Raw genomic sequence first — 26712 nt, 5'->3', positions numbered from 1 at the left:
GAAAGGGTGATATTGTGGCATTTTCAATTTCGAGCAATGCAGCAGCACTTTACCGGGAGATCGAACTTGGGGCGAAAGAGGGCATCCGGCTATTTGTAAAGTATGCAGGAAGTGGTGACAGCGGCGGATTTTCGCTCGGAGCAGCGCCAGGTACCCCATCGGATGAAGATTATGTACAAGAAGTTGATGGGTTGAGGTTTTTTGTAAAGCCTCACGAACTTTGGCTGGTTGATAATATGAAACTGGATTATGATAAGACTAGTGACAGGATGATGTGCGAATTCCCGGGGCTAGCCTAACCGATTAAGAAGCCTGTGTTATATCACAGGCTTCTTTTTGTATGCCTTTGCATCTTTTTGCACATGATATCTACGTGCCGCGACTGTTTTTCTTGTTTTTATATGAGATAATAGATATGATGTAAGTCTAAAAAATCAGCATACATAAGAAGGGATGATAGGCTTGGCAAGAACAATTGATCAATTATCTATTAATACAATCAGGACACTCTCGATTGACAGCATAGAAAAAGCGAACTCCGGCCATCCTGGCATGCCAATGGGCGCAGCTCCTATGGCTTACAGCCTTTGGACAAAGTTCATGAACCATAACCCAGGGAACCCTGAGTGGTTCAACAGAGACCGTTTTGTACTGTCTGCAGGACACGGCTCGATGCTTCTATACAGCCTCCTGCATCTTTCTGGATATGGTCTTACATTGGATGACTTAAAGCAGTTCCGCCAATGGGGTTCAAAAACTCCAGGGCACCCTGAATACAAACATACTCCTGGTGTAGAGGCAACGACAGGTCCTCTCGGACAAGGTCTTGCGATGGCAGTCGGCATGGCTATGGCTGAACGCCACCTTGCAGCAAAGTATAACCGTGACGAACTGAATGTAATTGATCATTACACTTACTCTATTTGCGGTGATGGAGATCTTATGGAGGGCATCTCTTCAGAGGCTGCTTCTCTGGCAGGACACTTAGCATTAGGGCGTCTTGTTGTCTTATATGATTCCAATGACATTTCTCTTGATGGCGATCTTCACCATTCTTTCTCTGAAAATGTACAAAAAAGATTTGAAGCTTACGGCTGGCAGGTCCTTTTTGTTGAGGATGGTACTGATTTAGACTCAATCGAAAAAGCGATTGAAGCGGCTAAAGCTGATACATCTAAGCCAACATTGATAGAAGTGAAAACGGTGATCGGCCACGGTTCTCCTAATAAATCAGGAAAATCTGCTTCACACGGTGCACCGCTTGGGGTGGATGAGATCAAATTAACAAAAGAAGCATATAAGTGGACGTTCGAAGAAGATTTCCATGTGCCTTCTGAAGTTTCTGATCATTTCTCTTCATTAAAAGAACAAGGTCAAAAGAAAGAACAGGAATGGGAAGAACTTTTCAAAACGTACAAAGAAAAATATCCTGAACTGGCTGCGGAACTAAAGAACGCGATCAGTGGCAAGCTCCCTGAAAACTGGGATGCTGAAATGCCTGAATTTGAAAAAGCAACAGCAACACGAGCTACTTCTGGAGCGGCGATCAATGCGCTCTCTAAATCAGTTCCCGCTCTGTTTGGCGGATCAGCTGACCTTGCTGGATCCAACCATACATTAGTTAAAGGAGAAAACAATTTCTCAAGAAACGATTACAGCGGAAGAAACATCTGGTTTGGTGTCCGTGAGTTCGGGATGGCTGCTGCGTTGAATGGAATGGCACTTCATGGCGGTCTTAAAGTCTATGGCGGAACATTCTTTGTTTTCTCAGATTACCTGCGTCCGGCAGTCAGACTCTCCGCATTGATGGGTCTGCCTGTCACATATGTGCTCACTCATGACAGTGTGGCTGTAGGGGAAGATGGACCAACACACGAACCTGTAGAACAGCTATCATCACTGCGTGCGATGCCAAACTTGCATGTTGTTAGGCCTGCAGACGGCTACGAGTCGAACGCTGCGTGGAAGCTTGCTCTTGAAAGCACAGACCAGCCTACTGTAATGGTTCTTTCCCGCCAAAACCTGCCTATTCTGAAATCGACGAAAGAACAGGCATATGAAGGTGTAAAGCGCGGAGCCTACGTAGTTTCTCCGAGCGAAGGTACAGCTGATGTTCTTCTTCTTGCTTCTGGATCAGAGGTCAGCCTTGCCGTCGAAGCTCAGGAATTGCTGAAGCAGGAAGGCATTAACGCTTCTGTTGTATCCATGCCATCTTGGGACCGTTTTGAAAAGCAGGATGCTGGATATAAAGAGGAAGTTCTTCCTTCTGACGTGAAGGTTAGATTAGGAATTGAAATGGGATCCTCACTCGGCTGGCATAAATATGTCGGTGATGCCGGTGATGTTCTTGCCATCGACTCGTTTGGAGCATCAGCTCCTGGAGAGACGATCATGAAAGAATATGGTTTCACAGCTGAGAATGTTGTAAACCGTGTCAAAGCGCTAATGAAGTAAACGTATGAACTTCAGGGAAAATCCCTGAAGTTCTTTTTTTCGTCAAAACTAGTGCTTTTTCGCGGCGCTGTTAGACAAGCACTTCCTGCTTCATTCGTTATACTGAAGGAAAAGGGGCAGGAGGCTAAGAGCCATGAGGGAATATTATCTTTATAAAATTCGTGAAGATGTCGCACATGAATTTTATGGCAAAGAGTCAAAAATATTTTCCCTGTTTCTTGAAGAAAGAAAGAGCAGGAGCATGGAAGTAAGAAACATGCTTCAAAAACAGATCTCATATATCACAGTTCCAGTCAGCACTGAAGAATTGAAAGTTTATCTTTCCGAGCAGCGGGTCCCGGGAGCCGCTTTTGACAGCGCAAGCGGTGTGTTTACGATCTGTCTTTCAAAAAGCGAAGTGCAGCTTTATCTCACTCCGGATTATCTTATTCTTACAAGCACCGGAAGTTATGATGCGGAAACGGCTATGTTTGAAGTGCTCAGGAAGTTTGAGACTCGTTTCTTGGCAATGGATTACGACTCTAAAAAGTACGGGTGGCTGTTTCCAGTAAAACTTAACACGTTTTATGGAACGTAAATATTTTGTCTCCATCTTGTACCAGCACTATGATTTATAGTAAACTAGTGCTAGACAACATGAAGGAGGAAGTATTGAATGAACTGGTATTACATCCTTGTGGGTGTTCTTTCTTTGATTGCAGGGATCGCGATCGGCTTTTTCGTTGCCCGCAAATACATGATGAGCTACTTGCAAAAGAACCCGCCTATTAATGAAAATATGCTTCGCGTAATGATGATGCAAATGGGTCAGAAACCATCCCAGAAGAAAATCAATCAGATGATGCAGGCTATGAACAAGCAGATGAAATAACGAAGACCGAGCACCCCTATCTGCGGGTGCTTTTTCTATAATTGAAAGAAGGGTTTACAATGAACGAAGAAAGTATTCACACTGTCATGATTGATGAAATCCTTAATAAACTGGAGCAGCATATTTTAATCGATGTCCGGTCTCCTCAGGAATTTGAAGATTTCAGGATGCCGGGAGCTGTCAATATCCCTATATTTTCAAATGATGAAAGAGCAGAGGTGGGGACTCTTTACAAGCAAGTTAGCCAAGATGCTGCGAAAATGAGAGGGATAGAGATTGCTTCTTCTAAGCTGCCTGAAATTTATGAAACCGTAAAAAAACTGGCAGAAGATCATCCTGAAAAAACACTGGCTGTCTATTGCGCAAGAGGAGGCATGAGAAGCAGAAGCATCGCTGTTACCATGTCTATGATGGGAATACCATGCGTGCAGGCTGAAGGTGGAATCCGTTCTTACAGGAAAAAGGTCGACGCTTATCTGTCGGCTTTAGATGGATCCGATAAGCCCATTATCGTACTTGAAGGATTAACAGGTACGATGAAGACTGATATTCTCAGTCATTTGCAGCAAGATGGCCTGCCAGTTGTAAACATGGAAAAAATGGCGCGCCATAAAGGCTCAATCTTTGGCCAGATCGGCGAGAGTCCCGCAACACAAAAAGATTTTGAAGCACAGCTGTACCACAGACTGAGCGAGCTTGAGGAAAGTCCGTATTGGATGATAGAATCTGAAAGCAAACGGATTGGAAGAGCCGTAGTGCCTGAGTTCCTGCTACAAGGAAAATATAGCGGGAAAAGAATTTACCTTCATGTCCCTTTTCAGATAAGAGTTGAATATATTTGCGGACTTTATCAGCCGAAAAAATATAAGCAAGACATAGAAGCAGCTGTGATGAAGCTCGGCAAAAGGATAGCTCCGGAGGTCTTTTCTGAAATCAAGACAGCAATAAATGATCTAGACTATGAAACAGTGACCGCACTTCTTTTAGAACATTATTATGATCCGCGGTACAGCCATGCTCATGACAGGTATGAGAGTGAGTGTGTCGAGATTCATGTCAAATCCATTCCTGAAGCTGCAGAAAAAATTAAAGATGTTTTAACTCAATGGAAATTATAAGTCTGCAGAAATGCAGGCTTTTTTAATTTAAAGGCTCTTTTCTAAAAGATTGTTGCTAATGAACGGTTTGTTAAATAGCAAAGTTCACCGGAGTTTTGCCTCTGAGGTGTGAATTTAGCAACAACTCCTAATCCATAAGGAATTACTCCAAGCTTATTTCAATACTTCTGGGTGAAAACATAAATCACATCAATTAATCATCTTGAATCCATCATTGACAAAGTTGATCGCAGTGTAAGGTGCCGACTCCTGCGGGACAAGCAGGAAGGTGAGACCACTCAATGTCGCGTAGCGGCGAGGGGGCTCACCGCCTGCCCCGCGGAAAGCGTGCGCCTGAAACGGAGATCAACCTCTGCTTTGATTTCTTTAATAGCAACACATTTTTACGAGAACAGTCTTTTAAAAGACAAACCCGCAAGATTCAGAAGGTTTTTCAATGCCCTCCAGAAATGGAGGCTTTTTTAATTGAAAAGAGGAAGCTAAGTCTAATGAATCTTTTTTGAATTTTCATTTTTTGGTAAAATAATAATGTTTTCAACAAGGGGGTATGCGGATGAACATCTTTAAGGATTTGATGTGGTTTTTTAAATCAGAGAAAAAAAGTTATATAGGCGGCATTTTTATTTTGGCCCTTGTTTCACTTGGACAGCTGATCCCGCCAAAAGTGGTTGGCCAGCTCGTTGATCACATGAGGGAAGATACACTTACAGAAAGAATGCTGATTTCTTACGGCAGTTTGCTGCTAGGCATCGCTGCAGTCATTTACGTTTTGCGATTTTTATGGAGGATCTTTATCTTCGGCGCCGCTGTCAGGCTGTCGCTGCTGCTCCGTAAAAAGCTTTATGACCACTTTACTAAGCAGTCGTCCGAATTTTATCAAAAAAGGCGTGTCGGTGATCTGATGGCTCACTCCACAAACGATCTTCAGGCGATACAGCAGACAGCTGGTGACGGAGTGCTGACTTTAGTAGATTCTCTTATGGTGGGTGGATTCACGCTCATAGCGATGGCGACTACGATTTCATGGAAGCTGACGCTGATCAGTCTCATTCCGATGCCGTTCATGGCATATGCCACAAGCCGGTATGGGACGATGCTGCATAAGCGGTTTCATGCCGCACAGGAAGCTTTTTCATCTTTGAACGATAAAGTGCAGGAAAGTATATCGGGCAGCAGGGTGATCAAGGCGTTCGGGCAGGAGGAACATGATTCGGCAGCATTTAAAGAACTGTCAGCAGATGCTGTCCGTAAGAATATGGCGGTGGCAAAGGTGGATTCACTGTTTGATCCGACCATTTCGCTGATTGTCGGCTTTTCCTTTTTTCTTGCTGTCAGCTTTGGTGCATTTTTTGTTGTTCAGGGAGAGATGTCATTAGGAGACCTTGTCTCTTTTACAGCATATCTCGGACTGCTCATTTGGCCGATGCTGGCTTTTGGCTGGCTGTTTAATATCGTTGAACGCGGACGTGCATCTTATGACAGGGTGATGAAACTTCTAGGGACAGAGGAAGTAATACGCGATAATGGCGTGAAAACAGCTATTTCAGCGGGGGACATCATGTTCAGGCTCGAGGAATTCCGCTATCAGAAAGACAGGATTCCTGCATTGAAGGATATCACCTTTAATCTTAAAGAAGGGCAGACACTCGGGATAACAGGCAAGACAGGGAGCGGCAAAACGACTTTATGCCGGCTGTTAATGCGTGAATATGATACAGGTGAGGGCAGCATTTTTTTAGGTGAGCTTGATATTGCTTCATTTACAAATGAATCGGTGAAGAAGCTGATCAGCTATGTGCCTCAGGATCACTTTTTATTTTCGGCCAGTATAAGGGAAAATATTGCTTTTTCAAAGTACGATGCCCCATTTCTGGATGTGAAGGAAGCAGCAGAAAGAGCGGCAGTTCATGAGGATATCGCAGCTTTTAAAGAAGGATACGAAACGGTCGTTGGAGAGCGGGGTGTGATGCTTTCTGGCGGACAAAAACAAAGAATATCTATCGCCCGTGCTCTCCTTCATGGCGGGGATGTGCTTATTCTGGATGATTCACTTTCGGCAGTTGACGCGAAAACAGAAGAAAAGATATTGAATAGCCTTAAAACCATCCGCAGCGGAAAAACAACCGTAATTACCGCTCACAGACTATCATCGATCGCACACGCAGACTGGATTATTGTCCTGGACGAGGGCAGAGCTGTACAGCAAGGGACACATGAACAGCTTAAGAGCGATGAGGGCTGGTATAAGGATACGCTTCAAAGGCAGGCACTCGAATCGCTGATTGCGCAGGGGGGTTAAGATGGAATCAAAACAGATTAGTGAAGATGTGGCTGGAATCGATCAAAAGCGGGTTTTCTGGAGGCTTATGTCATTCATGCGGCCATATAAAAAGAAGCTTACTCTTGCCTTTTTCCTGCTTCTTATGGCAACAGCGCTTGAACTGCTGGCGCCTCTTGTTGTTAAAGTGTTTATCGATGATTATTTAACGCCTGGGAATTTTGAAGAAAAAACGATGCTGCTCCTTGGCGGAGGCTATTTGCTGCTTGTTGCCGCCGCAGCGGCCGTTAACTATACACAATTTGTTCTTTTTCAGTCTATCGCACTCAACATCATCCAGGACCTTCGTGTACAAATGTATGAAGCTGTACACCGGCTTGGCCTGAAGTTCTTTGACAGGACACCAGTGGGAAGCCTCGTTTCAAAAATAACGAATGATACAGAGGCAATCAAGGACCTGTATGTGAGCGTCCTTTCGACTTTTGTGCAGAATATCGTGTATTTGCTCGGGATTTTCGCTGTGATGTTTTATTTAAATGCAAAGCTTGCTCTTTATTGTATGATTCTCGTACCCGTTATTTTATGGATCATGTGGATGTACAGGAAATATAGTTCGCGGTCTTTCTTTGAGATGCGTGAACGCCTCAGTCTGCTGAACGCACGGCTGAACGAATCTTTACAGGGTATGGCGATTATACAGGCATACAACCAGCAAAAAAGAATGAAGCGTGAATTTAAGGAGATTAACGAAAGCCACGCAAAAGCTCAAATGAAAAACATCACTTATAACGGACTGCTACTGCGGCCGGCAGTTGATGTGATCTATATGGCCGCACTTGTGACTATATTAAGCTATTTTGGCTTTGCCTCATTCCAGACGTCTGTTGAGATCGGGGTTGTATATGCGTTTATCAATTACCTCGACCGCTTTTTTGAGCCGGTGAACATGATGATGATGCGTCTGTCCATGTTTCAGCAGGCTGTCATCTCAGCTGGGCGTGTTTTTCAGGTGATGGATGAACGAGAAATGGCACCAGGTAAAATGGGAGAAGGTGAGCCTCGGATCGAAGGGGGGAGAATTGAATTCTGCAATGTCACATTCTCATATGACGGAAAGCAGGATGTTCTCCATAACATCAGCTTTACGGCAGAACCAGGGACGACTGTGGCTCTTGTCGGACATACTGGCAGCGGAAAGAGTTCTATTATCAGCCTGCTGATGCGATTTTACACGCCGGATAACGGGACTATCACCATAGACGGCGAGGATTTGCAGGCCTATGATAACAGGGAACTGCGTTCTAAAATAGGACTTGTCCTGCAGGACTCATTTCTTTTTGCCGGTAATATACATGAAAATATATCGATGAACCGAAAAAGCGGAGAAGAAGTCCATCATGCTGCTGAATTCGTTCAGGCATCGAAATTCATTGAAAAACTTCCAGAAAGCTATCAGACAGCTGTCGGCGAAAGAGGAAGCGGCTTATCAAGCGGCCAGAGGCAGCTGATTTCTTTTGCCAGAACGATGGCGTTTCAGCCTAAGATTTTAATTCTCGATGAGGCGACGGCCAACATCGACACAGAGACTGAAGAAGAAATACAAGAAGCGCTGAAGAAAATGAGGCACGGAAGAACGACTATCGCGATCGCTCACAGACTTTCGACCATCCAGGACGCGGACCAGATCCTTGTTTTGCATAAAGGGAAGATCGCAGAACGCGGCACACATCAGGAACTTCTCAGGCAGAACGGACTTTATCATAAAATGTACTTGCTTCAGCAGGGAACTGGAGTGGAAGCAATATAACAACGACGAAAAAAGTCCTGCACTGGGCTTTTTTCTCTTTATGCATGGCACTAATTATTTTCTAGATTGTTGCTTTTAAAACGGTTTGTTAGTTCAGCGAAGTTGGGTACAGAAGGTCAGCTTCAGCACTTAATCTATAGAAATGTTTCGATTTTAGTATCATTGGCTGTGACTGAAGGCTCAATCATCTTGAATGCATCGTTGATAAAGTTGATCGTAGTGAAAGGTGCCGACTCCGACGGGATTAGTGAGACAGTTGAGACCTTCCAATGGCGCATGCGACGGAAGGGCTCACCTGTCCAGCAGAAAACGGCTAGCCACTCGAGGTCAAAAGAGCAAGTGTCCAATAAGTCAAAGAGCGACTTACCGGCCCCTTTCCCTTTTGCTTGTCGGGCCTGAACGAGCCGACCCGTGCTTTTCGCCACGCCCCGCGGAAAGCGTGCGCCTGAAACGGAGATCAACCTCTTCTTTTGAGTTCATTAATAGCAGCAAAGTTTGCGTAAAGAGTCTTTTATATGGATATGAGTTTTGTTGAGTTGTTCGGCGTTTTCTATTAAGATAAGAATTGTAAATAAGGGGGATTATAATGAATGACCTAAATGTGCTGCTTGCGTTCGGTGCAGGGCTTTTATCTTTCGTGTCGCCGTGCTGTCTGCCGCTCTATCCCGCGTTCTTATCATACATAACAGGGATGTCGGTTGCTGAGCTTAAAGAAGAAAAAGGAATGTTCAGAAGAAAAGCAATGCTGCACACGCTATTTTTCCTCGTCGGATTTTCCGTTGTCTTTATCGTGATCGGATTGAGCTCATCTTTTATCGGAAGCGTTTTTTTTGAATACAAAGACTTGCTCAGACAAGCTGGAGCGATTTTTATCGTGATTTTCGGGCTGATCGTTCTCGGAATCTTCACACCTAAATTTCTGATGCAGGACAAAAAGCTCCGTTTTCAGCAGAGGCCTTCTGGATTTGCGGGATCTGTCCTGATCGGAATCGGATTCGCAGCGGGATGGACACCATGCACAGGCCCTATCCTTGGCGGGGTGATGGCACTTGCATTGACGAACCCCGGCGCGGGTATGTTTTACATGTTCTTTTATGTATTAGGATTTGCGGTGCCTTTCTTTTTTCTAAGCTTTTTTCTTGATAAGCTTACAATCATTAAGAAATACAACCGTCAATTTTTAAAAGGCGGCGGAGTCTTAATGGTCGCGATGGGGGTTCTGCTTTATTTTGACTGGCTTACTTATTTGACATCCCTTCTAACAAACAATCTTTTTGGCGGGTTTCAAGGCTTTTAAGCAGCAGTAAGGAGTGAAAAAATGCGCAGCAATGATTTAATATTAAAGACGACCGCTAATATCATCGTATTTATTATTCTTGCTTTTTCTGTAAACTCTTTCTTTTCAGGGCATAATGCACCCGGAGGAGGCTTTGTCGGCGGACTGATGGCCTCAGGCGCCTTGCTTCTTTTATACATTTCATATGGTATGTCAGCGATGAAAAGAGTGATCAGAGTAGACTTCCGCTCTTTTATCGGTGCAGGACTTCTGATAGCGGTGCTGACAGGAGCCGGCTCGTTTATATTTGGCGCCGAGTTTTTCAGCCATACGTTTGGCTACTTTAATCTTCCGCTGTTGGGCAAGACAGAACTTGCAACTGCGATGCTGTTTGACCTTGGGGTGTATCTGACAGTTGTCGGAATCACGATGACCATTATTCTGGCAATTGCAGGCGATAGCGGGGACCAAGAACACCAGGAAGGTTGATAGAAATATGTTAATTGCATTAAGCGGTATTATGGCCGTTGTCATGGCTGTTATTGTGATGGGAATCAGGGTCAGAGCCTCTAAAAAGCCTGTATCTTTAAAGACGATCATCTTGCCGCCGCTCTTTATGAGCACAGGTTTTGCCATGTTCTTATTTCCAGTCTTCAGAATTCCATTAATTGAAGCGGGAGAAGCGTTCTTGACGGGGGTTCTGTTCTCTCTGCTTCTGATCCTCACAACAAAGTTTGAAAAGAAAAGCGACGGCATCTATATGGTAAGGTCAAAAGCGTTTCTGTTTATATTTGCCGGACTGTTTATCCTCAGACTGCTAATGAAGATTTATTTTGAAAAGCATATCTCTTATGAAGAAACGAGCGGGATCTTCTTTATTATCGCTTTCGGTATGCTCCTTCCATGGCGGATGACGATGGCATATCGATATAAACAAATTGAAAAACAAGCATGAAAAAAGCTTCCTTCAATACTTTGAAGGAAGCTTTTTTCAGCCTAGCAGGCTTTGATAGGGAGCAAGATCGACCTGCTTCTTTTTCAATGTCTTGATCAGCCATTTATGATCCCGCTTTGGTGTAGCGATAATATAGCCGCGGACGATCAGGTCTTGCGTCATGTTCCGTGCTTTTTCTTTCAGTGCGATCTCTCCGATTGTTCCTGCGATTTTTGCTTTTGCAATATCACGGAACAGCTCGGGAACAGGTGCGACAAGTTCATCAAGGAAAGCGATTTGATCTTCGCTCCATAGATGACGAGTTTCATTGATGTAATGATCCTGCCAGTCGAGAATGCTCATGCCGTCTTCTTTTGGAAGGCGTTTTAGAAACTTGCGGAACATAAAGTAACCGCCAATCGCAAACATCGAAAACATAAACAAACACCAGAATACGATGAATATCCCAAATCCTGTGGACAAGGCGATCACCTCAATCTATAAAAAAGTGCAAAAAGATATGTATGGCGGGACCATGTGGGAATCGAACCCACCGGAGACGGCACGCGCCTCCCAAAAGGTTTTGAAGACCCAGGCAAGCACCAGCTACGCATCTGACCCCAAAAAATGTTCACCAGCGAAAAAGCGTGACTGTTCGCTCTGATATATTATACAAGCTTTTAAGCCTGATGCCAACATGTCTGTACATCTGCCGTGCTAGTGCTGCAATATTTTTGCCGGAAAACAGTATATGGCTTGAATTGTGCGTCTTATGGTAATAAAGTTATATAGATGTAATGAAGGCGGTGAATATACATGAAATTGCGTCATTTTACGATTGGCATGGCCGGTCATATAGATCACGGAAAAACGACGCTGACAAAGGCGCTGACTGGCGTCAGCACGGATACATTAAAAGAAGAAATCAAGCGCAGCATCACGATCGAGCCAGGATTCGCTCCGTTTTCTTTATCGCAAAACATACATAGCAGCATTGTGGATGTACCCGGACATGAGAAGCTGATCCGGCAGATGATTGCTGGAGTAGCAGGGATTGACCTCGTTCTATTGGTCATTGCAGCCGATGAAGGGATCATGCCGCAAACGAAGGAGCATTTTGAGATCCTATCTTTCCTCAACATCCAAAACGGAATTATCGTTTTTACAAAGAGCGATCAAATTGATGAAGAACTGAAGCTTTATCTTCTTGAGGAACTAGAAGAACTAGTATCCGGGACCGTTTTTGCGGAATTTCCGGCATTATTTGTTGACAGTATCAGTACAAATGGGATCAGTGAACTGATAAAAGAGATTGAAAAACAGCTTCTTACAGTTGAGCCGCGTGATGCGAGCGGCCCGTTCAGAATGCCGATCGACCATGTTTTCACTGTAAAAGGGCAAGGAACGGTAGTTAGAGGAACCATATTTGAGGGCAGAGCTGATGTTGGTGATATTTTGGTTCTTGCACCTGGATATGAGAAAGTAAAAGTTAGGCAGATTCAGGTACATAAGGATCCGAAAGAAACAGCTTACGCAGGACAAAGAGCAGCCATTAATCTCGCCGGAGCAGAAAGAGAAGCGATTAAAAGAGGGCACGTGCTCATACGGGAAGGATCATTCACTGAGACGCAGACCATAGACATCGCTCTTTACACGCCGAAGGAGCTGCTTCATCCAGTCAAACAGCGCACAGCAATAAAATTTTATAGCGGCACGACTGAAACGATGGGTACACTCGTCTTTTTTGACAGAAATGAACTGGATGACAGCAGCAATACAGAGCCAGTTTATTGCCAGGTGCGTCTTGAACAGCCTGCAGTCATCCAGAGGGGTGACCGGTTTATCATTCGCAGGCCATCACCTGAAGAAACTATCGGGGGAGGCTCTGTCATCGATCCGAATGGTAAAAAATACAAGTTTGGCAGCAGCACCTCAAATATGCTGAAAGAGAAAGCAGAAGGAACACCTCAAGACAGGATCACAAGAGTTCTTGAATCAAAGAAGATGCTTAATCTGCAGCAGATCGAGCGGGAAACTGGCCTGAGCGGAGATGAACTGCGGTCAGCAATCGAGAGTATGGGAAACAGACTTATCGCTTCCGGGAATGATTATTTTCTGCGATCAGAAGTTGAGCGTACATGCGATCTCTTTTATGAAGAGGTGCTTAGATTTCACGAGAAACATCCGCTAAAGCCGGGAATCCAGAAAGCAAGTCTGTTTTCAATCTTTGATAACTATCCATTGAAACTACTGCAATTCTCTTTGTCAATTATGACAGATATAAAAAGGCTTGCTTTTCATAATCAGTATGTTGCAGATATTCACTTTTCTGCACATTATCCTTCACGCTGGTCAAAACGGATGGAAAATGCGGTGAAAAAACTTGAGGAGGATGGGCTTACGCCTGAACCATTTCTGCATTATACAGAAAGTGAGCAGATTCCGGCTGAACTAGGAGCAGACTTGAAGCACTATCTTCTGCGAGAAAAACGGGCCATAGAAATGAATGATGACCATCTGATCGCTTCGTCAGCTTACGAAAGCTCACTTTTAGAAATGAAGCGTTTGCTGACGTCACCTTTTACCGTTCAGGATGCTAAGTCTGTGACAGGGTTATCACGGAAGTATCTCATTCCATTTGTTGAGCTTCTTGACAAAGAGCGAGAGACAAAGCGAAATGAAGACAATACAAGAGAATGGCTGTGAGCATCTTAGATGAATAAAACTGTAAAGAAGATTATGTTTTTTACACCATATTACTCGCAAAGCAGGGGCAACTCGACAACGGCTAAAAGGATAGAAGCCGGTTTACGGCAAGAAGGCTATCATGTTTCAGTCTTTGCTTATGATGAATCAGCATGGAGTGCTTCTAGTCAGCAGATGTTAGATGAAGCAGATATTGTGCATATCCTTCATTTCGGCCGTTTCATGGAATGGCAGCAGATGTATTCCGTTAAGCTGGACAAACCCTACGTGATTACATCTGGGGGCACTGATGTCAATCATTCACTTCAAAGTGAAGACAGCGGAAAATATCATGATTTTCTATTAAATGCTGTTGCGGTGATTGTTTTTTCATTAGATGCCAGACAGACGCTAATAAGTGTTTTACCGGAGCTGGAAAAAAAGATTAAGATTATTCCGCAAGGCGTTTATCTGCCTGATACAGGTGTATCCCAAACGCTTGAACTGCCTGCGGGGAGTCCCCGGTTCTTATTGCCGGCAGGCTTGCGGTCGGTCAAAGATATCTTTTTTGCGATCCGGCCTCTGCTGCAGTTAAGGAGCGAATACAAAGATCTAACACTCCTCATTATTGGAGCGAAGCTAGATGAAGATATTTATCACAGGCTGACATTAATACAGAAAAAGCTGCCATGGATCCATTATCATCCGGCTGTCGAACTGTCTCAGATGCCTGAAGTGTATAAATGGAGCGACGTGGTCATCAATACATCGATCTCTGAAGGGCAGCCTACCTCGCTGCTTGAGGCGATGAGTTTCCAAAAGCCTGTTCTTGGAAGAAACAACGGCGGGAACCGCAGCATCATCGATCACCAGGAAAACGGCTTTATTTTCTGTGACAGCGACGATTTTTTTCATTATGCAAAAGTGCTGCTTTCAAATAAGAATGCAGCAGAGCAAATGGGTGAAAAAGGGGAAGCTTATGTAAAGAAACATCATGATATACAGCAAGAAATCTTTTTATATGACAAAATCTATCAAACAAAAGGAGAACAACGATGAAATTTCAAAAATTAATGCTGATTCTTCTCGCTGCCATTGTGGTGCTGGGTGCTTGCGGAAAAAAAGAAAATCAGGAAGAAAGCAAAGAAAAAGGCGCCTTTACAATTGGTGTTATACCTGCGCAGACAGAAGGCGAAATGAAAGGGGCCTTGGAAAAGCTGCAGGATGTGCTGTCTGAAAAGCTTGACCGCGAAGTGAAGATTACATCTTATCCGGATTATAATGGTGTGGTAGAGGCGATGAACTATAAAAAGATAGATATGGCTTATTATGGTCCTCTTACGTATGTCATCGCTCATGAAAGCAGCAGAGCAGAAGCGATTGTCACACAGCTGATCAAAGGAGAACCGTTTTATTATTCATACCTGATCACACATAAAGACAGCCCGTTAAAATCTGTTGATGATCTTGTGAAGAATTCAAAAAATGTAAAATTTGCTTTTGGTGACCCATCATCTACATCAGGGTCGCTTATTCCGGGCATCGAATTAAAAGATCAGGGAGTTTATAAAAGCGAGAGCGATAACAAGTTCAAGTCTGTCCAGTTCACAGGTTCACATGATGCGACTGCACTAGCTGTTCAGAATAAACAAGTAGACGCAGGTGCCATTGACAGCGCGATCTTTGACAAGCTCGTTGAAGAAGGAACGATCGACGGCAAGCAGTTCAAGACAATCTGGAAATCTGAAAAGCTGTTCCAATATCCATGGGCTGTATCAAAAGGAACAGACAAAGAAACGGTTAAATCACTTCAAGACGCATTCCTTGGTATCAAAGACAAAGAAATTCTAAATGCCTTCGGTGCGACCGGCTTTACAAAAGCGGAAAATAAAGATTACGAAAGCATCCGTTCAGCAGCTGATAAAGAAGGGCTGCTTAAAGAATAGAGGGAAGAAATGATCTGGTTTAAAAAAAGTCATTATATAATTATCATGTTGCTTGCCGGCCTTGTGGCCGGCAGCATGTATTTAACAGGCTTTGATTTTACAAAGTTTCAGGATTTCCGCAATATGGCTGATTTTATTTCCAAATGGTTCCCGATGAACACCGAAAACCTTCCTTTTTTGCTGGAAGAAAGCTTGATTACCATTTCGATTGCCTTTCTGGGAAGCTTGTTTGGCCTATTGATCGGCCTTCCTCTCAGTTTCTTGGCTGCGCGAAACACAAGCCGGTTTCATACAATTTATTTTGGAACAAGAACAGCACTAAGCTTTCTTCGTTCTGTCCCTGAATTTGTTTTTGGGCTTGTTCTGCTCACTGCTTTAGGACTGGGACCTTTCCCTGCTGTTCTTGCAATCATCCTTCATAATATTGGCGTGCTGGGAAAGTTAGTTTCTGAACTGATAGAGTCAGCTGAGAAAGGCCCCGTAGAAGCGATGGTTGCAGTCGGCTCCAAACGGTGGAGTGCAAACATAATCGCTATTTTGCCGCAGATATGGCCGAATGTGCTGTCTCAGTTCTTTTACCGTTTTGAAGTTGCAGTCCGTACCTCACTCGTGCTTGGTCTTATTGGGGGCGGAGGAATAGGTCAGCAGCTTTTCATTCATTTTAAAACGTTTCAGTATCAGCTTGTCTCTGTAGATGTTCTGCTCATCATGCTGATGGTCATCCTGATTGATTTTTCAGGCGGCATCATCCGCAAGAAAGTGATATAGGTGACTCTATGATTTCACTTGAAAATGTAAGTGTTTATTATAAAAGCAGCGAAAGACCGGCGTTAAAAGACATATCTCTTTCCTTTCAAAAAGGGGATTTCGTTTGTGTACTTGGAAAAAGCGGTGCAGGTAAATCCACCTTTATCCGCTCCCTTAATGGGCTGCAGCCAGTCAGTACAGGAAGTGTCCTCTGGAACGGCAGGGCGATCAGCACATTAAGCGAGAGAGAAGTGAGAGAAATCAGGAGAGAGACTGGTATGATTTTTCAGCATTTTAATCTCATTCCGCGTTTGTCAGTATATCAAAATATAATGACGGGCTTTTTCGGCTACAAAAGTACAGCTGCCAGCCTGCTTGGCTTGTTTTCAGCCGAAGAGAAAAGAAAAGCGGGTGAAATGATTGAAGCCGTTGAGCTGAATGTTGAACATTCGAGAAAAGTTGAGCATTTAAGCGGCGGCCAGAAGCAGCGAGTGGCTATCGCGAGAGCACTCGTGCAGGACCCTGAGGTATTTTTAGGTGACGAACCTGTAGCGAGTCTGGATCCAGGTACAGCGGACCGTATTTTTCAGATCTTGAAGAAAAACCATAGCGCACGGAACCTTTTGACAATAATTAATGTTCACGATGTGTTGCTGGCGAAAAAATACGCTAGCAGGCTGATCGCGCTTAAAGAAGGAAAAGTAGTGTTTGACGGTCCCCCAAATTCTTTAACTGATGAAGATTATGAAATGATTTACCGCGGATAACAGAATTGTGCGGTTATCGTATGGTATAATGGTGAAAGAAGGGGCGTGACATTACCTATGAAAAACTCAGGCAACCTGTTTCAGACAGGGGAAACCGTTCATATTACGAAGACGGAAGAGCAAGTTACGATATCTAAGTTTCAGTATATTAAACATATGAAGAAATTTTCTTATATCGTCACGGAGCACCCGAATACCTTTTACTTTGAAGATGAACTTCAAAAAGCATAAAAAAAGCTTGCACGGATTAGCCGATGCAAGCTTTTTTTATGCCATACTCAATTAGCTTTGATTATAGAATCTTGGTAACTCGTAACGTGGCCGATAATCTGCGCGGCTTCAACACCGCTTTCATGCAGACGGCGGATGTACTCTCTTCCTTCTGACTCAGGAATGCTCACTAAAAGGCCGCCGGATGTGACTGCATCGCAAAGGATATGCTGTTTCCATTCATGCAAAGTGCTGCTGTACATGACGTCATCTGCAATCCACTTATGGTTGGCTTTCGTGCCGCCTGGAATGATGCCAGCTTGAGCTAACTCCTCTGTGCCGCTGAGCAGCGGAACATCATCAAAGGCGATATGAAGAGTAACACCGCCAGAGCCTTTAGCCATCTCTGTCATATGTCCCAGCAGACCGAAGCCCGTGATGTCTGTCACTGCATTAGGCTGCAGTCCATCGAGGCACTCTGCAGCTGTTTTGTTAAGTGCAGCCATCGTTTCAGTTACAGTAGTTGTCTGTTCCTCACTTAGTTTTCCATTTTTAATCGCTGTCGTCTGGATGCCGACACCGATTGGCTTTGTAAGGATGAGAACATCTCCCGGCTTGGCTCCTACGTTCTTAAACACACGTTCAGGATGGACAAGACCGGTAACTGACAAGCCGAACTTTGGTTCATTATCGTCAATGGAATGTCCGCCGACAATAATAGCCCCTGATTCTTTTACTTTATCAGCAGCGCCTTTTAAAATTTGGGCAAGAACATCGTGGCCTAATTTTTTTATCGGGAATCCGACGATGTTCATAACGGTTTTCGGTGTTCCTCCCATTGCGTACACATCACTTAAAGAGTTGGCAGCAGCAATTTGGCCGAACATATAAGGATCGTCAACTATTGGGGTAAAAAAGTCTACTGTCTGTATGATGGCTATATCGTCTGTCAGCTTATATACACCGGCATCATCAGAAGTATCCAAGCCGACTAGCAGATTCGGATCTGCTTCTCTTTCTGGTAATTGACGCAAAACTTGCGCCAGGTCTTCAGGACCAATTTTGCAGCCTCAGCCGCCTTTAGAAGATAAGGCAGTCAGGCGGATTTTTTCTTCACTTGTCATATATGGCACCTCCTGTATCATAGTATAAACATTTTTTTTGTGATTTGGCGAAAGATATACTAAAATGAATGAAAAACAGAAGAGGTGGATATCCATGAAAATTGCTGTTGAATTTTGCATGATGTGAAACTTTGCACCAAAAGCCGCGAGTCTCGCGGAAGACGTATTGAATCATTTCCGTTCAAAGGTCGCTTCATTTGAGCTGATCACTAGTTCTGGCGGCGTTTTTGAGGTTTATGTTGATGGGAAGAAAATTTATTCAAAAAAAGAATCTGGAGAATTTCCAGATCACGATTTGATTATTTCAGAGCTAGAAAAGCTTCAGTCTTAAGCGGTTTCCTCCCAGGAGGCCGCTTTTTTTGGGAGGAATACATTTGGAAAAAAACATGTTGCTAAGAAAACTGCCATCTGTTCATAACATGGCCAGCCTACTTGCTGAAATGGATAAGTTTAATGCTTTCAGCGATAGGCAGCTTACTCTAGCTGCGCAGGAAGCTGTTGAAGGACTGCGCAAAGATATTCAGAGCAATGCATTTGTCCTGTCTGGCACTTCGATAGAAGCAGAAGTAATAAACAGGGCAACTAGCTATTTACAGAGCAGAGGCCGTTTACGAAAAGTCATCAACGCAGCGGGAGTAGTCATACATACAAATTTGGGAAGATCCAGGCTCGGAAAACGTGCGATAAAAGCAGTTATAGAAAGTGCTAATAACTATACCAATCTGGAATACGATATAGAAAAAGGGACGAGAGGTTCCCGCCATAGTCATCCGGAAGATCTGATCAAAAAATTGACTGGTGCAGAGGCTGCAATGGTCGTTAACAATAACGCAGCTGCTGTCTACCTTATATTGAGCGCGCTTGCTAAAGGCAGGGAAACGATTGTTTCCAGAGGAGAACTCGTTGAGATCGGTGGATCGTTTCGGATTTCATCCATCATGGAAGAAAGCGGGGCTGTCCTGAGAGAAGTTGGAACTACTAATAAAACTCACCTTTTTGATTATGAACAGACGCTAAATGAGAACACCTCGATGATCATGAAGGTGCATACAAGCAACTTTAAAATAACAGGTTTTACGAAAAGTGTGCCTTCTAGCGAGCTCGTAAAGCTGTCACGTGAACAGAACGTTATTTTATATGAAGATTTAGGGAGCGGAGCACTTTTTCCATTCTCATCAAAAAACATTGGCGATGAAGTCCCCGTAAAAGACGTTATTCAGTCAGGAGTCGATATCGTCTCCTTCAGCGGTGATAAATTGCTTGGGGGACCGCAGGCCGGGATTATAGCCGGAAAAAAGGAATATATCAGCATTCTAAAAAAACATCAGCTTGCGCGTGTTCTGAGGATTGATAAGCTGTCGCTTGCGGCTCTCTGCGGCACGCTTGAGTCGTATTTATATAAAGAGTTCGATGATATACCGACTGTAAAAGACATCATCGCGAGTGAAGATGAGCTTAAACTTCGGGCAGAGCAATTTATTGTAAAGATGAATCCTGCTCTTAAACCATATATCATTCCTGGACATTCCCAAGTCGGCGGAGGCACCATGCCAGATGTTAAGCTGCCATCTTTCCTAATCGCTTTCTGCCACCCGGACGGTGCCGAATATACAGCAGAATCACTGAGGAAAAATGATATTCCTGTGATTGTCAGAATTCAGGAGGATGTTTGCCTGATCGATCTGCGGACAGTGAACGAAGAGGAAGAAACAGTCATCATAAATGCTTTGAAAAATATGTAAAACAGCCGGGTTATGCGGCTGTTTTTTTAAGTTAAGATCCTGATCCCTGGTTTTGCCTCGTGTGATTTCGGTTTTTTACTTTCTTGCTCCCGCTCATCGGTTCAAGCTGGCCCGGATTGTCTCCTTTAGGCGCGTTTTTTCGGATATCTTTAAAGCTGTTGCTTTCAGCCATCATTTATTTCCTCCTCGAATAATACTTCAACGAAATTGGTAACTTATAGATAGCTTAACAAGGAAAGGATGATCCCAATGCCATATCATAAAGATAAACAGCAAGCTTTTCAGGCTGCTCAGCAAGGTTACGAACAGGCTATCCAATCTTCATCGATGCTAGAGGCTGGCGGTGAAGAGTACGGTTCACGCTTAAAATCATTCAACCAGCAAAAAGAAGAAGCACTCATGCAGATTGAAAACGCGATGGAAACGGCTTCTGAACATCAAAGGGTTGAGCTGGATAAGCTGAAGGCTGAGCTTCTTGCAATTGAATCACAACATCCGCAAATGTAGACCTATTGACGTTTTTTAGTTTTTTTATTGTTCTGACGCTCCTCTTGACTTAGAGGCTCGTTATTCTGCTGCAGTGCTTCGTTGCCAAATTCGGTCTCATAGCCTGCATTTTGGCCTTGGGCACTAGCGGCGTTGCTGCCAGGTATGATGTGTCTCGCTTTTCGGTTAGCCATCATGATCCACCTCCTTAAAAGTAGTGTGCTCACTAAGAACAGACAAACAGCACTCCAAATTAAGGAGTGCTGTTTTTTCATGGTAAATATATAAATAATGCAATGTTTATTTTTTAAATAAATCAACCGCCATCCAAAGACCGCTGACACCAACAAGCGTATACACAACCTTCGTAAGCGTGGAAGCGCTTCCGAAAATTTCTGTTACAAGATTAAACCCGAACAGGCCGACTAATCCCCAGTTTAATGCACCAATGATTACAAGAAGGGATGCCAGCTTTTTCAACCAGTCCATAATGACACCTCCTCTGAAAAGAAAATGCACCATACAGCTGCTAAAAGGCTGAGAAGACTGCTGCTTGCATTCATTGTATGCAGATGAGTGTGTTTTGGATTAGGCGAATACATCATATTCATGATAAGAAAAACTTATGTTGAATGATAACGTTTATGTTATTTACTTATGAAAGGGTTTTACGTATGATAATGAAGGGGAAAGAGTATGTAGATATTCAGCCTTGTTTCTCTAGCTAACAGCCGCTGCTGGCGGTGTGTTATGATGGAATTGTGAAAAAATGTTTATTTGAATGGTGTTTGAGAGGAGATTGGTGTAAATGACTAAACAAAATGATGTTTTTAGTGCACGTTCATCTTTTGAAGCCAACGGTAAAACGTATCAATACTACCGTCTTGCGGCATTGGAAGAAAAAGGATTGGGGAACGTATCAAAGCTTCCTTACTCTGTAAAAGTATTGCTTGAATCTGTGCTCCGCCAGTATGACGGATTTGTAATTAACAAGGAGCATGTTGAAAACCTTGCTAAATGGGGAACTTCAGAGGTACAGGACATTGATGTTCCTTTCAAGCCTTCACGCGTTATCCTTCAGGATTTCACGGGTGTTCCTGCAGTCGTTGACTTGGCATCTTTACGTAAGGCGATGAAAGACATGGGCGGAGATCCGTCTCAGATCAATCCTGATATTCCGGTTGACCTTGTTGTTGACCACTCTGTTCAGGTAGATAAAGCAGGAACGATGGATTCACTTGCGTTCAACATGAATCTTGAATTCGAGCGCAACGAAGAGCGCTATAAGCTGTTAAGCTGGGCGCAGTCTGCGTTTGATAATTACCGTGCTGTTCCTCCTGCAACAGGAATCGTTCACCAGGTAAACCTAGAGTATCTTGCGCCGGTTGTTCTTACTTCTGAGAAGGACGGCGAGACAGTGGCATTCCCGGACTCCTTAGTTGGTACGGATTCTCATACAACGATGATTAACGGACTTGGAGTACTTGGATGGGGCGTCGGCGGAATTGAAGCTGAAGCTGGAATGCTCGGACAGCCTTCATACTTCCCGGTTCCGGAAGTAATCGGAGTAAAGCTTACAGGCTCATTGCCAAACGGAACAACGGCAACTGACCTTGCGCTGAAAGTAACACAAGTTCTGCGCGAAAAGAAAGTTGTCGGCAAATTTGTTGAATTCTTCGGCCCAGGCCTTGCAGAAATGCCGCTTGCAGACCGTGCTACTGTTTCCAACATGGCACCTGAATATGGTGCAACTTGCGGATTTTTCCCGGTTGACAGCGAGGCGCTTGACTACCTTCGTCTTACTGGACGCTCTGAAGAGCAGATCGCGCTCGTTGAAGCATACTGCAAAGCAAACGGTCTATTCTACAGCCCTGATTCTGCTGAGCCTGTGTTCACTGACGTTGTAGAGATCAACTTGTCTGAAATCGAGCCAAACCTTTCAGGGCCTAAACGCCCTCAGGATCTAGTGCCGCTTTCACAGATGCAATCTGCATTCTCTAGGGCGCTTACTGCACCTCAAGGGAACGCTGGCTTTGGATTGTCTGAAGACGAACTATCAAAAGAGGTTGCGGTCAAGCATCCAGGGACTGAGTCTTCAGTCATGAAGACAGGCGCAGTCGCGATTGCTGCGATTACAAGCTGTACGAACACTTCCAATCCTTATGTAATGCTAGGAGCGGGTCTTGTAGCGAAAAAAGCTATCGAGAAAGGCTTAAAGGTTCCAGGCTATGTGAAAACTTCCCTTGCACCGGGATCCAAAGTTGTAACACGCTACCTTGAGGAAGCAGGCTTGATGACTTATCTGGATCAGCTCGGCTTTAACCTTGTAGGTTATGGATGTACAACGTGTATCGGTAACTCTGGGCCGCTTTCAATCGAAGTTGAAGACGCGATCTCTAAAAACGATTTGACAGTAGCTTCTGTTCTATCTGGGAACCGTAACTTTGAAGGGCGTATCCACCCGCTAGTAAAAGCGAACTACTTGGCATCACCGCCGTTAGTAGTAGCATATGCTTTAGCAGGAACTGTGGACTTTGATATGGAAAGAGATTCTCTTGGTAAAGACAGCGAAGGAAATGATGTTTTCTTCAAAGACATCTGGCCAAGTGCTGAAGAAGTAAAAGACGCGATGAACGTTGCCGTAAAGCCTGAGCTGTTTAAGAAAGAATACGAGCGCGTGTTTGATGAGAACGAGCGTTGGAACGCACTGAAGACTTCTGCAGAGAAACTTTATGCATTCGATCAGTCATCAACGTATATCCAGAATCCGCCGTTCTTCGAGAACCTGTCTGCTGATTTAAAAGAAATTCAGCCGCTGACAGGATTGAAGCTAATCGCTAAATTCGGTGACTCTGTAACAACTGACCATATTTCTCCAGCTGGTGCGATCGGCAAAAACACACCAGCAGGCAAGTACTTGATCGCTAATGGTGTTGAACCGCGCGACTTTAACTCTTACGGATCTCGCCGAGGAAACCATGAAGTCATGATGCGCGGAACGTTTGCTAATATCCGAATCCGCAACCAGGTAGCTCCAGGAACAGAAGGCGGATGGACAACGTTCTGGCCAACGAATGAAGTAATGAGTATCTATGATGCAGCGATGAAATATAAGGAAGAAAACACTGGCCTTATGATTATCGCTGGAAAAGACTACGGTATGGGATCATCTCGTGACTGGGCAGCGAAGGGAACAAACCTTCTGGGCATCCAGACGGTCCTCGCTGAAAGTTTTGAACGTATCCACCGCAGCAACCTCGTTCTTATGGGCGTGCTTCCGCTTCAGTTCAAGGATGGAGAAAGTGCTGAAACTTATGGATTGAACGGTAAAGAAACATTCTCCGTACAGCTTGACGAAAATGTTAAGCCGCTTGAGCTTGTAAAAGTGACAGCTGTTAAAGAAGACGGAACAACTGTTGAGTTTGATGTAGTTGCCCGCTTCGATTCTGAAATTGAGATCGATTACTACCGTCATGGCGGAATCCTGCCAATGGTGCTTCGCAACAAGCTTGCACAAGCTGGACAGCCGCAAAAGTAACTCATACAAATAGAAAAAGCCGGATTTGCCGGGGCTTTAAGCCCCAGCATGGATCCGGCTTTTTTTATGTTAAGCAATTTTAACCTTTTGGAGGAATATAATCTGGCTTCTCATGAGACGTATCGGCCATCTGTGCGCCTTTGTTTCCATGCCCTTTTCGGGGCTGAGTGCCTTGATGATTCGGTACAAAATCTTCAGGGAATTTTTTTGGATTGCTCATTAGTATCTCCTCCTTTTACTGTTTAACGTTCCAATCCGCTGCTGTCATTATTCTGGTGAAAAAGGTTTAGGAATTGAAATAATTGACAATGATAAAGATGAGATTATTGAACAGACAGGAGCCGGTAATGATGAGGAAGAACAGAAAAATCAACTTTCGCGATCTTGTGAACGAAAACAAAAAACTGCTGATGAGTGATGAAAAGTTTATGGAAGAAATTGAACGCAAACTCGACGAAAAGCATATGAAAAACCTATAACTTTTGGGCAGGGGTCCGGTACCATTTAAGAGTATTCCATTATTTATAAGGAAACTTCGTAAAAGGTACCGGACCCCAAATCTGTTTCATGGAATTATTTCCAGTGCTAAAAATCCTTTGCTAACCCCATATATCGTATTTCTTGTCGAAAACTTGATTGAAGTGAGAAATAGGAGGGGTACGGTTGATTACGGCATACGTTAAACCATTACCTGTATCATGTAAAAAAGAAGACGAAGATTATTTATACCGCGAGCTCGAGATTCATATGCAGCGGCTTGGCCACCTTGTACCTTTCCGCGAAGAGCTGAACTGGCAGGATGACATCCAGACAGTTGAGGTCGGTACTGACGATACGTTGATAAAATTAAAAAAGACCGCTGCTAAAAACGACGGAGTATTTTTGTTTTACGCAAAGATCACGAAAGGCACGGTTTATCAGCATGTTATCATGCACCCGAATAATGAAGGCTTTTACTTGCCTTTCCGTTTTGAAGAGCCTTTTTATATTACCGTAAAAAATAAAAAGTATTGGATCGGTTCTTCCATTAGGCTTGCAGAAGAACTGTCATGGCTGGAAATCACGATGAAGAACACGGATGACGAATCCGTTGTGGAATGCTGGAGCGCGCTTAAAGCCATGTGTGAACAGAGCATCAATACGATGAGCCCCATCCTTCTTGAAAAAAGCTGAGTATATTTCATCGCTGAAAGAAAACACTATGATGGAACTAACACCTTAAAGGAGGTTTCATCATGGCAAAACCAGATGACAGAAGCAACAACGCTGAGCGTCTGCAGCAAATGATTGAAAACACACAGCAAAACATCCAAGAAGCAAATGAGACAGCACAGAACACAGATCTGACTGCGAGCCAGCAAGAGCAGATCAAAGAAAAAAACCAGCACCGTCAAGAAAGCATCGAGCAGTTTCAGCACGAGATGGCGGAAGAGCAGGCGTACCGCGAAGACGGGAATCAGAAATAAATCTGCTTTTTACAGGCCGGCTATTGCCGGCCTTTTCGCATGCTATAAGATGCGTTTTATGGTAGAGTTATACAAAAAAACGGGGGACTACATAAATGTTTACAGCAGAAGCAGACATTAAAGTAAGATACGCAGAAACTGATCAAATGGGTGTTGTATACCACGCAAACTATATTATCTGGTTTGAGATCGGACGAACAGCACTGATTGAAAAACTCGGATTCAGCTATGCGGACATGGAGAAAGAAGGTATCTTGTCTCCAGTGACACATGTGGAAGCAAACTATAAAAAGCCTCTGACGTACGGAGACTCAGCAACGGTCATAACAGCTGTTAAGGAATATAACGGGCTTAAAGTAGTGTATGAGTATGAAATACGGAACAATGAAGGAGACCTTTGTGTGACGGGCTGCTCGACACATGTTTGCGTAAAAAAAGATACTTTCCGTCCTATTTCGATTAAAAAAGTATTCCCAGCATGGCATGCAGCCTATTTGAACGCTGCTGGAGAAGATGGCCGGTAATGGCTTTTGGGCTGACAAGAAAAGATCTGGAAGAATGGAAAGAAAAAGCTTTGTGCGGTGAGATTGCTTTCCTTACCCACTTTTGGCATGATCCCCGCTTTCCGCAGTTTCGCAGCGTAACAAAAGCAGCATGCTGTGATGTGGAAAAACTTAAAACATGGGGAGGCAGGCACGGTCTTCGTCCTGAATATATTCATTATCGAAGCGACTTCCCGCATTTCGATTTGATGGGTGAAAAACAACTGGAAATTATGAAAAAAGAAAACCGGCTTCATGAAATCAGCCGGTTTCTAAAATAACATCACTTTTCGTATTCATAAATTATAGTTTCTTCCTTCTCGTCATACTCTACATAAAGGCTGTGACTGTCAAAGAACCATTCATCTTCCTGTTCAATGTAGAATGTCAATCCTGTCCCGCTGTCTTTCATTTGCGGTCCGGGATGCTTTGGCTCATCCTTGGCAACTCCGAGAGAGAACCCGCTCTGAACGGTGCTGCAGCCTCCAAGCCTTACGAAAAAACGGACGCAGTTCCCAGGAGAATTCTGAAGCTCGTTTTTTAATGTTTCTGCTGCTTTCTTTGATACATGCAATTCCATCTTTATCACTCCTTGATGGTTTCATTCTGTCATATGATACCCTTAACCACAAGAAAATGGCTTTGAAATACTAATTTCACGAATGAGTGATTAAAATGATATAATGCGCTTAGGGAAATAGAACAGAAAAATGGAATCGTA

The 26712-nt window shown here is 43.9% G+C and carries 31 protein-coding genes, 1 tRNA gene and 1 pseudogene; 25 read left to right on the top strand and 8 right to left on the bottom strand.

The features are described from left to right. Window positions 1-14: 14 nt before the first annotated feature. The 10 genes from CGZ90_RS02340 (at window position 15) to CGZ90_RS02285 (ending at window position 10759) form a co-directional block, all read left to right on the top strand. Complete coding sequence (locus CGZ90_RS02340; RefSeq protein ID WP_165766742.1) at window positions 15-299, top strand: HesB/YadR/YfhF family protein; 285 nt, start codon at window positions 15-17, stop codon at window positions 297-299. 154 nt (window positions 300-453) lie between these two features. After that, window positions 454-2454 carry a transketolase gene (gene tkt, locus CGZ90_RS02335; protein ID WP_094250720.1) on the top strand — a complete coding sequence of 667 codons (2001 nt, stop codon included), beginning with the start codon at window positions 454-456 and terminating at the stop codon, window positions 2452-2454. 133 nt (window positions 2455-2587) lie between these two features. Continuing rightward, entirely contained in the window at window positions 2588-3031 is a 444-nt protein-coding gene (sirA, locus tag CGZ90_RS02330; RefSeq protein ID WP_094250719.1) for a sporulation inhibitor of replication protein SirA, read from the top strand. Between the two features lie 78 nt (window positions 3032-3109). Beyond that, window positions 3110-3325: a YneF family protein gene (locus CGZ90_RS02325; RefSeq protein ID WP_094250718.1), complete on the top strand. Its 216-nt coding sequence runs from the start codon at window positions 3110-3112 to the stop codon at window positions 3323-3325. 59 nt (window positions 3326-3384) lie between these two features. Further along, complete coding sequence (gene mnmH, locus CGZ90_RS02320) at window positions 3385-4443, top strand: tRNA 2-selenouridine(34) synthase MnmH (RefSeq protein WP_094250717.1); 1059 nt, start codon at window positions 3385-3387, stop codon at window positions 4441-4443. Window positions 4444-4996: 553 nt separating this feature from the next. Continuing rightward, window positions 4997-6742, top strand: a complete 1746-nt coding sequence (locus tag CGZ90_RS02310) for an ABC transporter transmembrane domain-containing protein (RefSeq protein ID WP_094250715.1) — start codon at window positions 4997-4999, stop codon at window positions 6740-6742. A 1-nt stretch (window position 6743) separates the two neighbouring features. After that, window positions 6744-8528 carry an ABC transporter ATP-binding protein gene (locus tag CGZ90_RS02305; RefSeq protein ID WP_094250714.1) on the top strand — a complete coding sequence of 595 codons (1785 nt, stop codon included), beginning with the start codon at window positions 6744-6746 and terminating at the stop codon, window positions 8526-8528. A 586-nt stretch (window positions 8529-9114) separates the two neighbouring features. Next, window positions 9115-9825 (top strand): cytochrome c biogenesis CcdA family protein, encoded by a 711-nt coding sequence (locus tag CGZ90_RS02295; protein WP_094250712.1) that lies wholly within the window; start codon window positions 9115-9117, stop codon window positions 9823-9825. 21 nt (window positions 9826-9846) lie between these two features. Beyond that, a complete protein-coding gene (locus CGZ90_RS02290) occupies window positions 9847-10293 on the top strand; it encodes a Na(+)/H(+) antiporter subunit B (RefSeq protein WP_094250711.1) in 447 nt (148 codons plus the stop codon). A gap of 7 nt (window positions 10294-10300) precedes the next feature. Continuing rightward, complete coding sequence (locus CGZ90_RS02285) at window positions 10301-10759, top strand: CcdC family protein (RefSeq protein ID WP_094250710.1); 459 nt, start codon at window positions 10301-10303, stop codon at window positions 10757-10759. Between the two features lie 36 nt (window positions 10760-10795). Here the strand turns inward: CGZ90_RS02285 and CGZ90_RS02280 are convergent, their stop codons facing one another. Both CGZ90_RS02280 and CGZ90_RS20605 read right to left on the bottom strand, forming a co-directional pair. Next, window positions 10796-11221 carry a DUF2621 domain-containing protein gene (locus tag CGZ90_RS02280; RefSeq protein ID WP_094250709.1) on the bottom strand — a complete coding sequence of 142 codons (426 nt, stop codon included), beginning with the start codon at window positions 11219-11221 and terminating at the stop codon, window positions 10796-10798. Between the two features lie 42 nt (window positions 11222-11263). Next, window positions 11264-11360 (bottom strand) — tRNA-Sec (locus CGZ90_RS20605). 194 nt (window positions 11361-11554) lie between these two features. Between CGZ90_RS20605 and selB the strand changes: the two genes are divergently transcribed. The 6 genes from selB to CGZ90_RS20600 are packed head-to-tail and all read left to right on the top strand — an operon-like array spanning window position 11555 to window position 17114. Then, complete coding sequence (selB, locus tag CGZ90_RS02275; protein WP_094250708.1) at window positions 11555-13444, top strand: selenocysteine-specific translation elongation factor; 1890 nt, start codon at window positions 11555-11557, stop codon at window positions 13442-13444. Between the two features lie 9 nt (window positions 13445-13453). Next, on the top strand, window positions 13454-14482 hold the full coding sequence (locus tag CGZ90_RS02270; protein ID WP_094250707.1) for a glycosyltransferase: 1029 nt from the start codon (window positions 13454-13456) through the stop codon (window positions 14480-14482). Then, window positions 14479-15369, top strand: a complete 891-nt coding sequence (gene phnD, locus CGZ90_RS02265; protein WP_094250706.1) for a phosphate/phosphite/phosphonate ABC transporter substrate-binding protein — start codon at window positions 14479-14481, stop codon at window positions 15367-15369. Before CGZ90_RS02270 ends, phnD begins: the two co-directional genes overlap by 4 nt. 9 nt (window positions 15370-15378) lie before the next feature. Next, entirely contained in the window at window positions 15379-16137 is a 759-nt protein-coding gene (gene phnE / locus CGZ90_RS02260; protein ID WP_094250705.1) for a phosphonate ABC transporter, permease protein PhnE, read from the top strand. 8 nt (window positions 16138-16145) lie between these two features. Continuing rightward, a complete protein-coding gene (phnC, locus tag CGZ90_RS02255) occupies window positions 16146-16883 on the top strand; it encodes a phosphonate ABC transporter ATP-binding protein (protein WP_094250704.1) in 738 nt (245 codons plus the stop codon). A 57-nt stretch (window positions 16884-16940) separates the two neighbouring features. Next, complete coding sequence (locus CGZ90_RS20600) at window positions 16941-17114, top strand: hypothetical protein (RefSeq protein ID WP_165766741.1); 174 nt, start codon at window positions 16941-16943, stop codon at window positions 17112-17114. Between the two features lie 47 nt (window positions 17115-17161). Here CGZ90_RS20600 and selD read toward each other — a convergent pair whose 3' ends face one another. Further along, entirely contained in the window at window positions 17162-18217 is a 1056-nt protein-coding gene (selD, locus tag CGZ90_RS02250) for a selenide, water dikinase SelD (protein ID WP_094250703.1), read from the bottom strand. A gap of 142 nt (window positions 18218-18359) precedes the next feature. Here selD and CGZ90_RS02245 point away from each other — a divergent pair. Both CGZ90_RS02245 and selA read left to right on the top strand, forming a co-directional pair. Then, window positions 18360-18548: pseudogene (locus tag CGZ90_RS02245) on the top strand (Rdx family protein); the annotation flags it as partial. Between the two features lie 43 nt (window positions 18549-18591). Continuing rightward, window positions 18592-19959 (top strand): L-seryl-tRNA(Sec) selenium transferase, encoded by a 1368-nt coding sequence (selA, locus tag CGZ90_RS02240; protein ID WP_240515327.1) that lies wholly within the window; start codon window positions 18592-18594, stop codon window positions 19957-19959. Window positions 19960-19990: 31 nt separating this feature from the next. On the opposite strand, the gene CGZ90_RS02235 is transcribed toward selA, so the two are convergent. Then, entirely contained in the window at window positions 19991-20131 is a 141-nt protein-coding gene (locus CGZ90_RS02235) for a small acid-soluble spore protein P (protein ID WP_094251757.1), read from the bottom strand. 77 nt (window positions 20132-20208) lie between these two features. Between CGZ90_RS02235 and CGZ90_RS02230 the strand changes: the two genes are divergently transcribed. Continuing rightward, a complete protein-coding gene (locus CGZ90_RS02230; RefSeq protein WP_094250701.1) occupies window positions 20209-20466 on the top strand; it encodes a hypothetical protein in 258 nt (85 codons plus the stop codon). A gap of 2 nt (window positions 20467-20468) precedes the next feature. Here the strand turns inward: CGZ90_RS02230 and sspO are convergent, their stop codons facing one another. Together sspO and CGZ90_RS02220 are read right to left on the bottom strand one after the other, a co-directional pair. Then, entirely contained in the window at window positions 20469-20639 is a 171-nt protein-coding gene (sspO, locus tag CGZ90_RS02225; protein WP_094251756.1) for a small acid-soluble spore protein SspO, read from the bottom strand. A 106-nt stretch (window positions 20640-20745) separates the two neighbouring features. Next, a complete protein-coding gene (locus tag CGZ90_RS02220; protein WP_094250700.1) occupies window positions 20746-20934 on the bottom strand; it encodes a DUF378 domain-containing protein in 189 nt (62 codons plus the stop codon). 319 nt (window positions 20935-21253) lie between these two features. Here CGZ90_RS02220 and acnA point away from each other — a divergent pair, with 319 nt between their 5' ends. After that, entirely contained in the window at window positions 21254-23983 is a 2730-nt protein-coding gene (gene acnA, locus CGZ90_RS02215; protein WP_094250699.1) for an aconitate hydratase AcnA, read from the top strand. A gap of 79 nt (window positions 23984-24062) precedes the next feature. Here the strand turns inward: acnA and CGZ90_RS02210 are convergent, their stop codons facing one another. Beyond that, a complete protein-coding gene (locus tag CGZ90_RS02210) occupies window positions 24063-24203 on the bottom strand; it encodes an acid-soluble spore protein N (protein ID WP_094250698.1) in 141 nt (46 codons plus the stop codon). A 127-nt stretch (window positions 24204-24330) separates the two neighbouring features. Here CGZ90_RS02210 and CGZ90_RS02205 point away from each other — a divergent pair, with 127 nt between their 5' ends. The 5 genes from CGZ90_RS02205 (at window position 24331) to CGZ90_RS02185 (ending at window position 26272) form a co-directional block, all read left to right on the top strand. Beyond that, complete coding sequence (locus CGZ90_RS02205; RefSeq protein WP_338032181.1) at window positions 24331-24462, top strand: FbpB family small basic protein; 132 nt, start codon at window positions 24331-24333, stop codon at window positions 24460-24462. Window positions 24463-24646: 184 nt separating this feature from the next. Next, window positions 24647-25156, top strand: coding sequence for a hypothetical protein (locus CGZ90_RS02200; RefSeq protein ID WP_094250696.1), 510 nt, complete (start codon window positions 24647-24649; stop codon window positions 25154-25156). Between the two features lie 62 nt (window positions 25157-25218). Further along, the gene (gene tlp, locus CGZ90_RS02195) at window positions 25219-25449 is read left to right on the top strand and encodes a small acid-soluble spore protein Tlp (RefSeq protein ID WP_094250695.1); all 231 of its coding nucleotides are present in this window, start codon (window positions 25219-25221) and stop codon (window positions 25447-25449) included. A gap of 95 nt (window positions 25450-25544) precedes the next feature. Next, complete coding sequence (locus tag CGZ90_RS02190) at window positions 25545-25973, top strand: acyl-CoA thioesterase (protein ID WP_094250694.1); 429 nt, start codon at window positions 25545-25547, stop codon at window positions 25971-25973. Further along, window positions 25973-26272: a hypothetical protein gene (locus CGZ90_RS02185; RefSeq protein WP_094250693.1), complete on the top strand. Its 300-nt coding sequence runs from the start codon at window positions 25973-25975 to the stop codon at window positions 26270-26272. Before CGZ90_RS02190 ends, CGZ90_RS02185 begins: the two co-directional genes overlap by 1 nt. Window positions 26273-26274: 2 nt before the next feature. Here the strand turns inward: CGZ90_RS02185 and CGZ90_RS02180 are convergent, their stop codons facing one another. Then, window positions 26275-26571 (bottom strand): HesB/YadR/YfhF family protein, encoded by a 297-nt coding sequence (locus CGZ90_RS02180; RefSeq protein WP_094250692.1) that lies wholly within the window; start codon window positions 26569-26571, stop codon window positions 26275-26277. Between the last annotated feature and the right edge of the window lie 141 nt (window positions 26572-26712).

Origin of the sequence: Fictibacillus aquaticus, assembly GCF_002245695.1 — a bacterium.
Classification (GTDB): Bacteria; Bacillota; Bacilli; order Bacillales; family Fictibacillaceae; genus Fictibacillus; species Fictibacillus aquaticus.
Note: the sequence above shows the minus strand (reverse complement) of the source record. Positions and strands in the feature narration are given on the sequence as shown.

What these genes read in the sequence shown, in the direction of transcription:
- tkt (WP_094250720.1), top strand. Translation starts at nt 454, where the DNA reads ATGATAGGCTTGGCAAGAACAATTGATCAATTATCTATTAATACAATC.
- sirA (WP_094250719.1), top strand. Translation starts at nt 2,588, where the DNA reads ATGAGGGAATATTATCTTTATAAAATTCGTGAAGATGTCGCACATGAA.
- CGZ90_RS02325 (WP_094250718.1), top strand. Translation starts at nt 3,110, where the DNA reads ATGAACTGGTATTACATCCTTGTGGGTGTTCTTTCTTTGATTGCAGGG.
- mnmH (WP_094250717.1), top strand. Translation starts at nt 3,385, where the DNA reads ATGAACGAAGAAAGTATTCACACTGTCATGATTGATGAAATCCTTAAT.
- CGZ90_RS02310 (WP_094250715.1), top strand. Translation starts at nt 4,997, where the DNA reads ATGAACATCTTTAAGGATTTGATGTGGTTTTTTAAATCAGAGAAAAAA.
- CGZ90_RS02305 (WP_094250714.1), top strand. Translation starts at nt 6,744, where the DNA reads ATGGAATCAAAACAGATTAGTGAAGATGTGGCTGGAATCGATCAAAAG.
- CGZ90_RS02295 (WP_094250712.1), top strand. Translation starts at nt 9,115, where the DNA reads ATGAATGACCTAAATGTGCTGCTTGCGTTCGGTGCAGGGCTTTTATCT.
- CGZ90_RS02290 (WP_094250711.1), top strand. Translation starts at nt 9,847, where the DNA reads ATGCGCAGCAATGATTTAATATTAAAGACGACCGCTAATATCATCGTA.
- CGZ90_RS02285 (WP_094250710.1), top strand. Translation starts at nt 10,301, where the DNA reads ATGTTAATTGCATTAAGCGGTATTATGGCCGTTGTCATGGCTGTTATT.
- selB (WP_094250708.1), top strand. Translation starts at nt 11,555, where the DNA reads ATGAAATTGCGTCATTTTACGATTGGCATGGCCGGTCATATAGATCAC.
- CGZ90_RS02270 (WP_094250707.1), top strand. Translation starts at nt 13,454, where the DNA reads ATGAATAAAACTGTAAAGAAGATTATGTTTTTTACACCATATTACTCG.
- phnD (WP_094250706.1), top strand. Translation starts at nt 14,479, where the DNA reads ATGAAATTTCAAAAATTAATGCTGATTCTTCTCGCTGCCATTGTGGTG.
- phnE (WP_094250705.1), top strand. Translation starts at nt 15,379, where the DNA reads ATGATCTGGTTTAAAAAAAGTCATTATATAATTATCATGTTGCTTGCC.
- phnC (WP_094250704.1), top strand. Translation starts at nt 16,146, where the DNA reads ATGATTTCACTTGAAAATGTAAGTGTTTATTATAAAAGCAGCGAAAGA.
- CGZ90_RS20600 (WP_165766741.1), top strand. Translation starts at nt 16,941, where the DNA reads ATGAAAAACTCAGGCAACCTGTTTCAGACAGGGGAAACCGTTCATATT.
- CGZ90_RS02235 (WP_094251757.1), bottom strand. Translation starts at nt 20,131, where the DNA reads ATGGCTGAAAGCAACAGCTTTAAAGATATCCGAAAAAACGCGCCTAAA.
- CGZ90_RS02230 (WP_094250701.1), top strand. Translation starts at nt 20,209, where the DNA reads ATGCCATATCATAAAGATAAACAGCAAGCTTTTCAGGCTGCTCAGCAA.
- sspO (WP_094251756.1), bottom strand. Translation starts at nt 20,639, where the DNA reads ATGGCTAACCGAAAAGCGAGACACATCATACCTGGCAGCAACGCCGCT.
- CGZ90_RS02220 (WP_094250700.1), bottom strand. Translation starts at nt 20,934, where the DNA reads ATGGACTGGTTGAAAAAGCTGGCATCCCTTCTTGTAATCATTGGTGCA.
- acnA (WP_094250699.1), top strand. Translation starts at nt 21,254, where the DNA reads ATGACTAAACAAAATGATGTTTTTAGTGCACGTTCATCTTTTGAAGCC.
- CGZ90_RS02210 (WP_094250698.1), bottom strand. Translation starts at nt 24,203, where the DNA reads ATGAGCAATCCAAAAAAATTCCCTGAAGATTTTGTACCGAATCATCAA.
- CGZ90_RS02205 (WP_338032181.1), top strand. Translation starts at nt 24,331, where the DNA reads ATGATGAGGAAGAACAGAAAAATCAACTTTCGCGATCTTGTGAACGAA.
- tlp (WP_094250695.1), top strand. Translation starts at nt 25,219, where the DNA reads ATGGCAAAACCAGATGACAGAAGCAACAACGCTGAGCGTCTGCAGCAA.
- CGZ90_RS02190 (WP_094250694.1), top strand. Translation starts at nt 25,545, where the DNA reads ATGTTTACAGCAGAAGCAGACATTAAAGTAAGATACGCAGAAACTGAT.
- CGZ90_RS02185 (WP_094250693.1), top strand. Translation starts at nt 25,973, where the DNA reads ATGGCTTTTGGGCTGACAAGAAAAGATCTGGAAGAATGGAAAGAAAAA.
- CGZ90_RS02180 (WP_094250692.1), bottom strand. Translation starts at nt 26,571, where the DNA reads ATGGAATTGCATGTATCAAAGAAAGCAGCAGAAACATTAAAAAACGAG.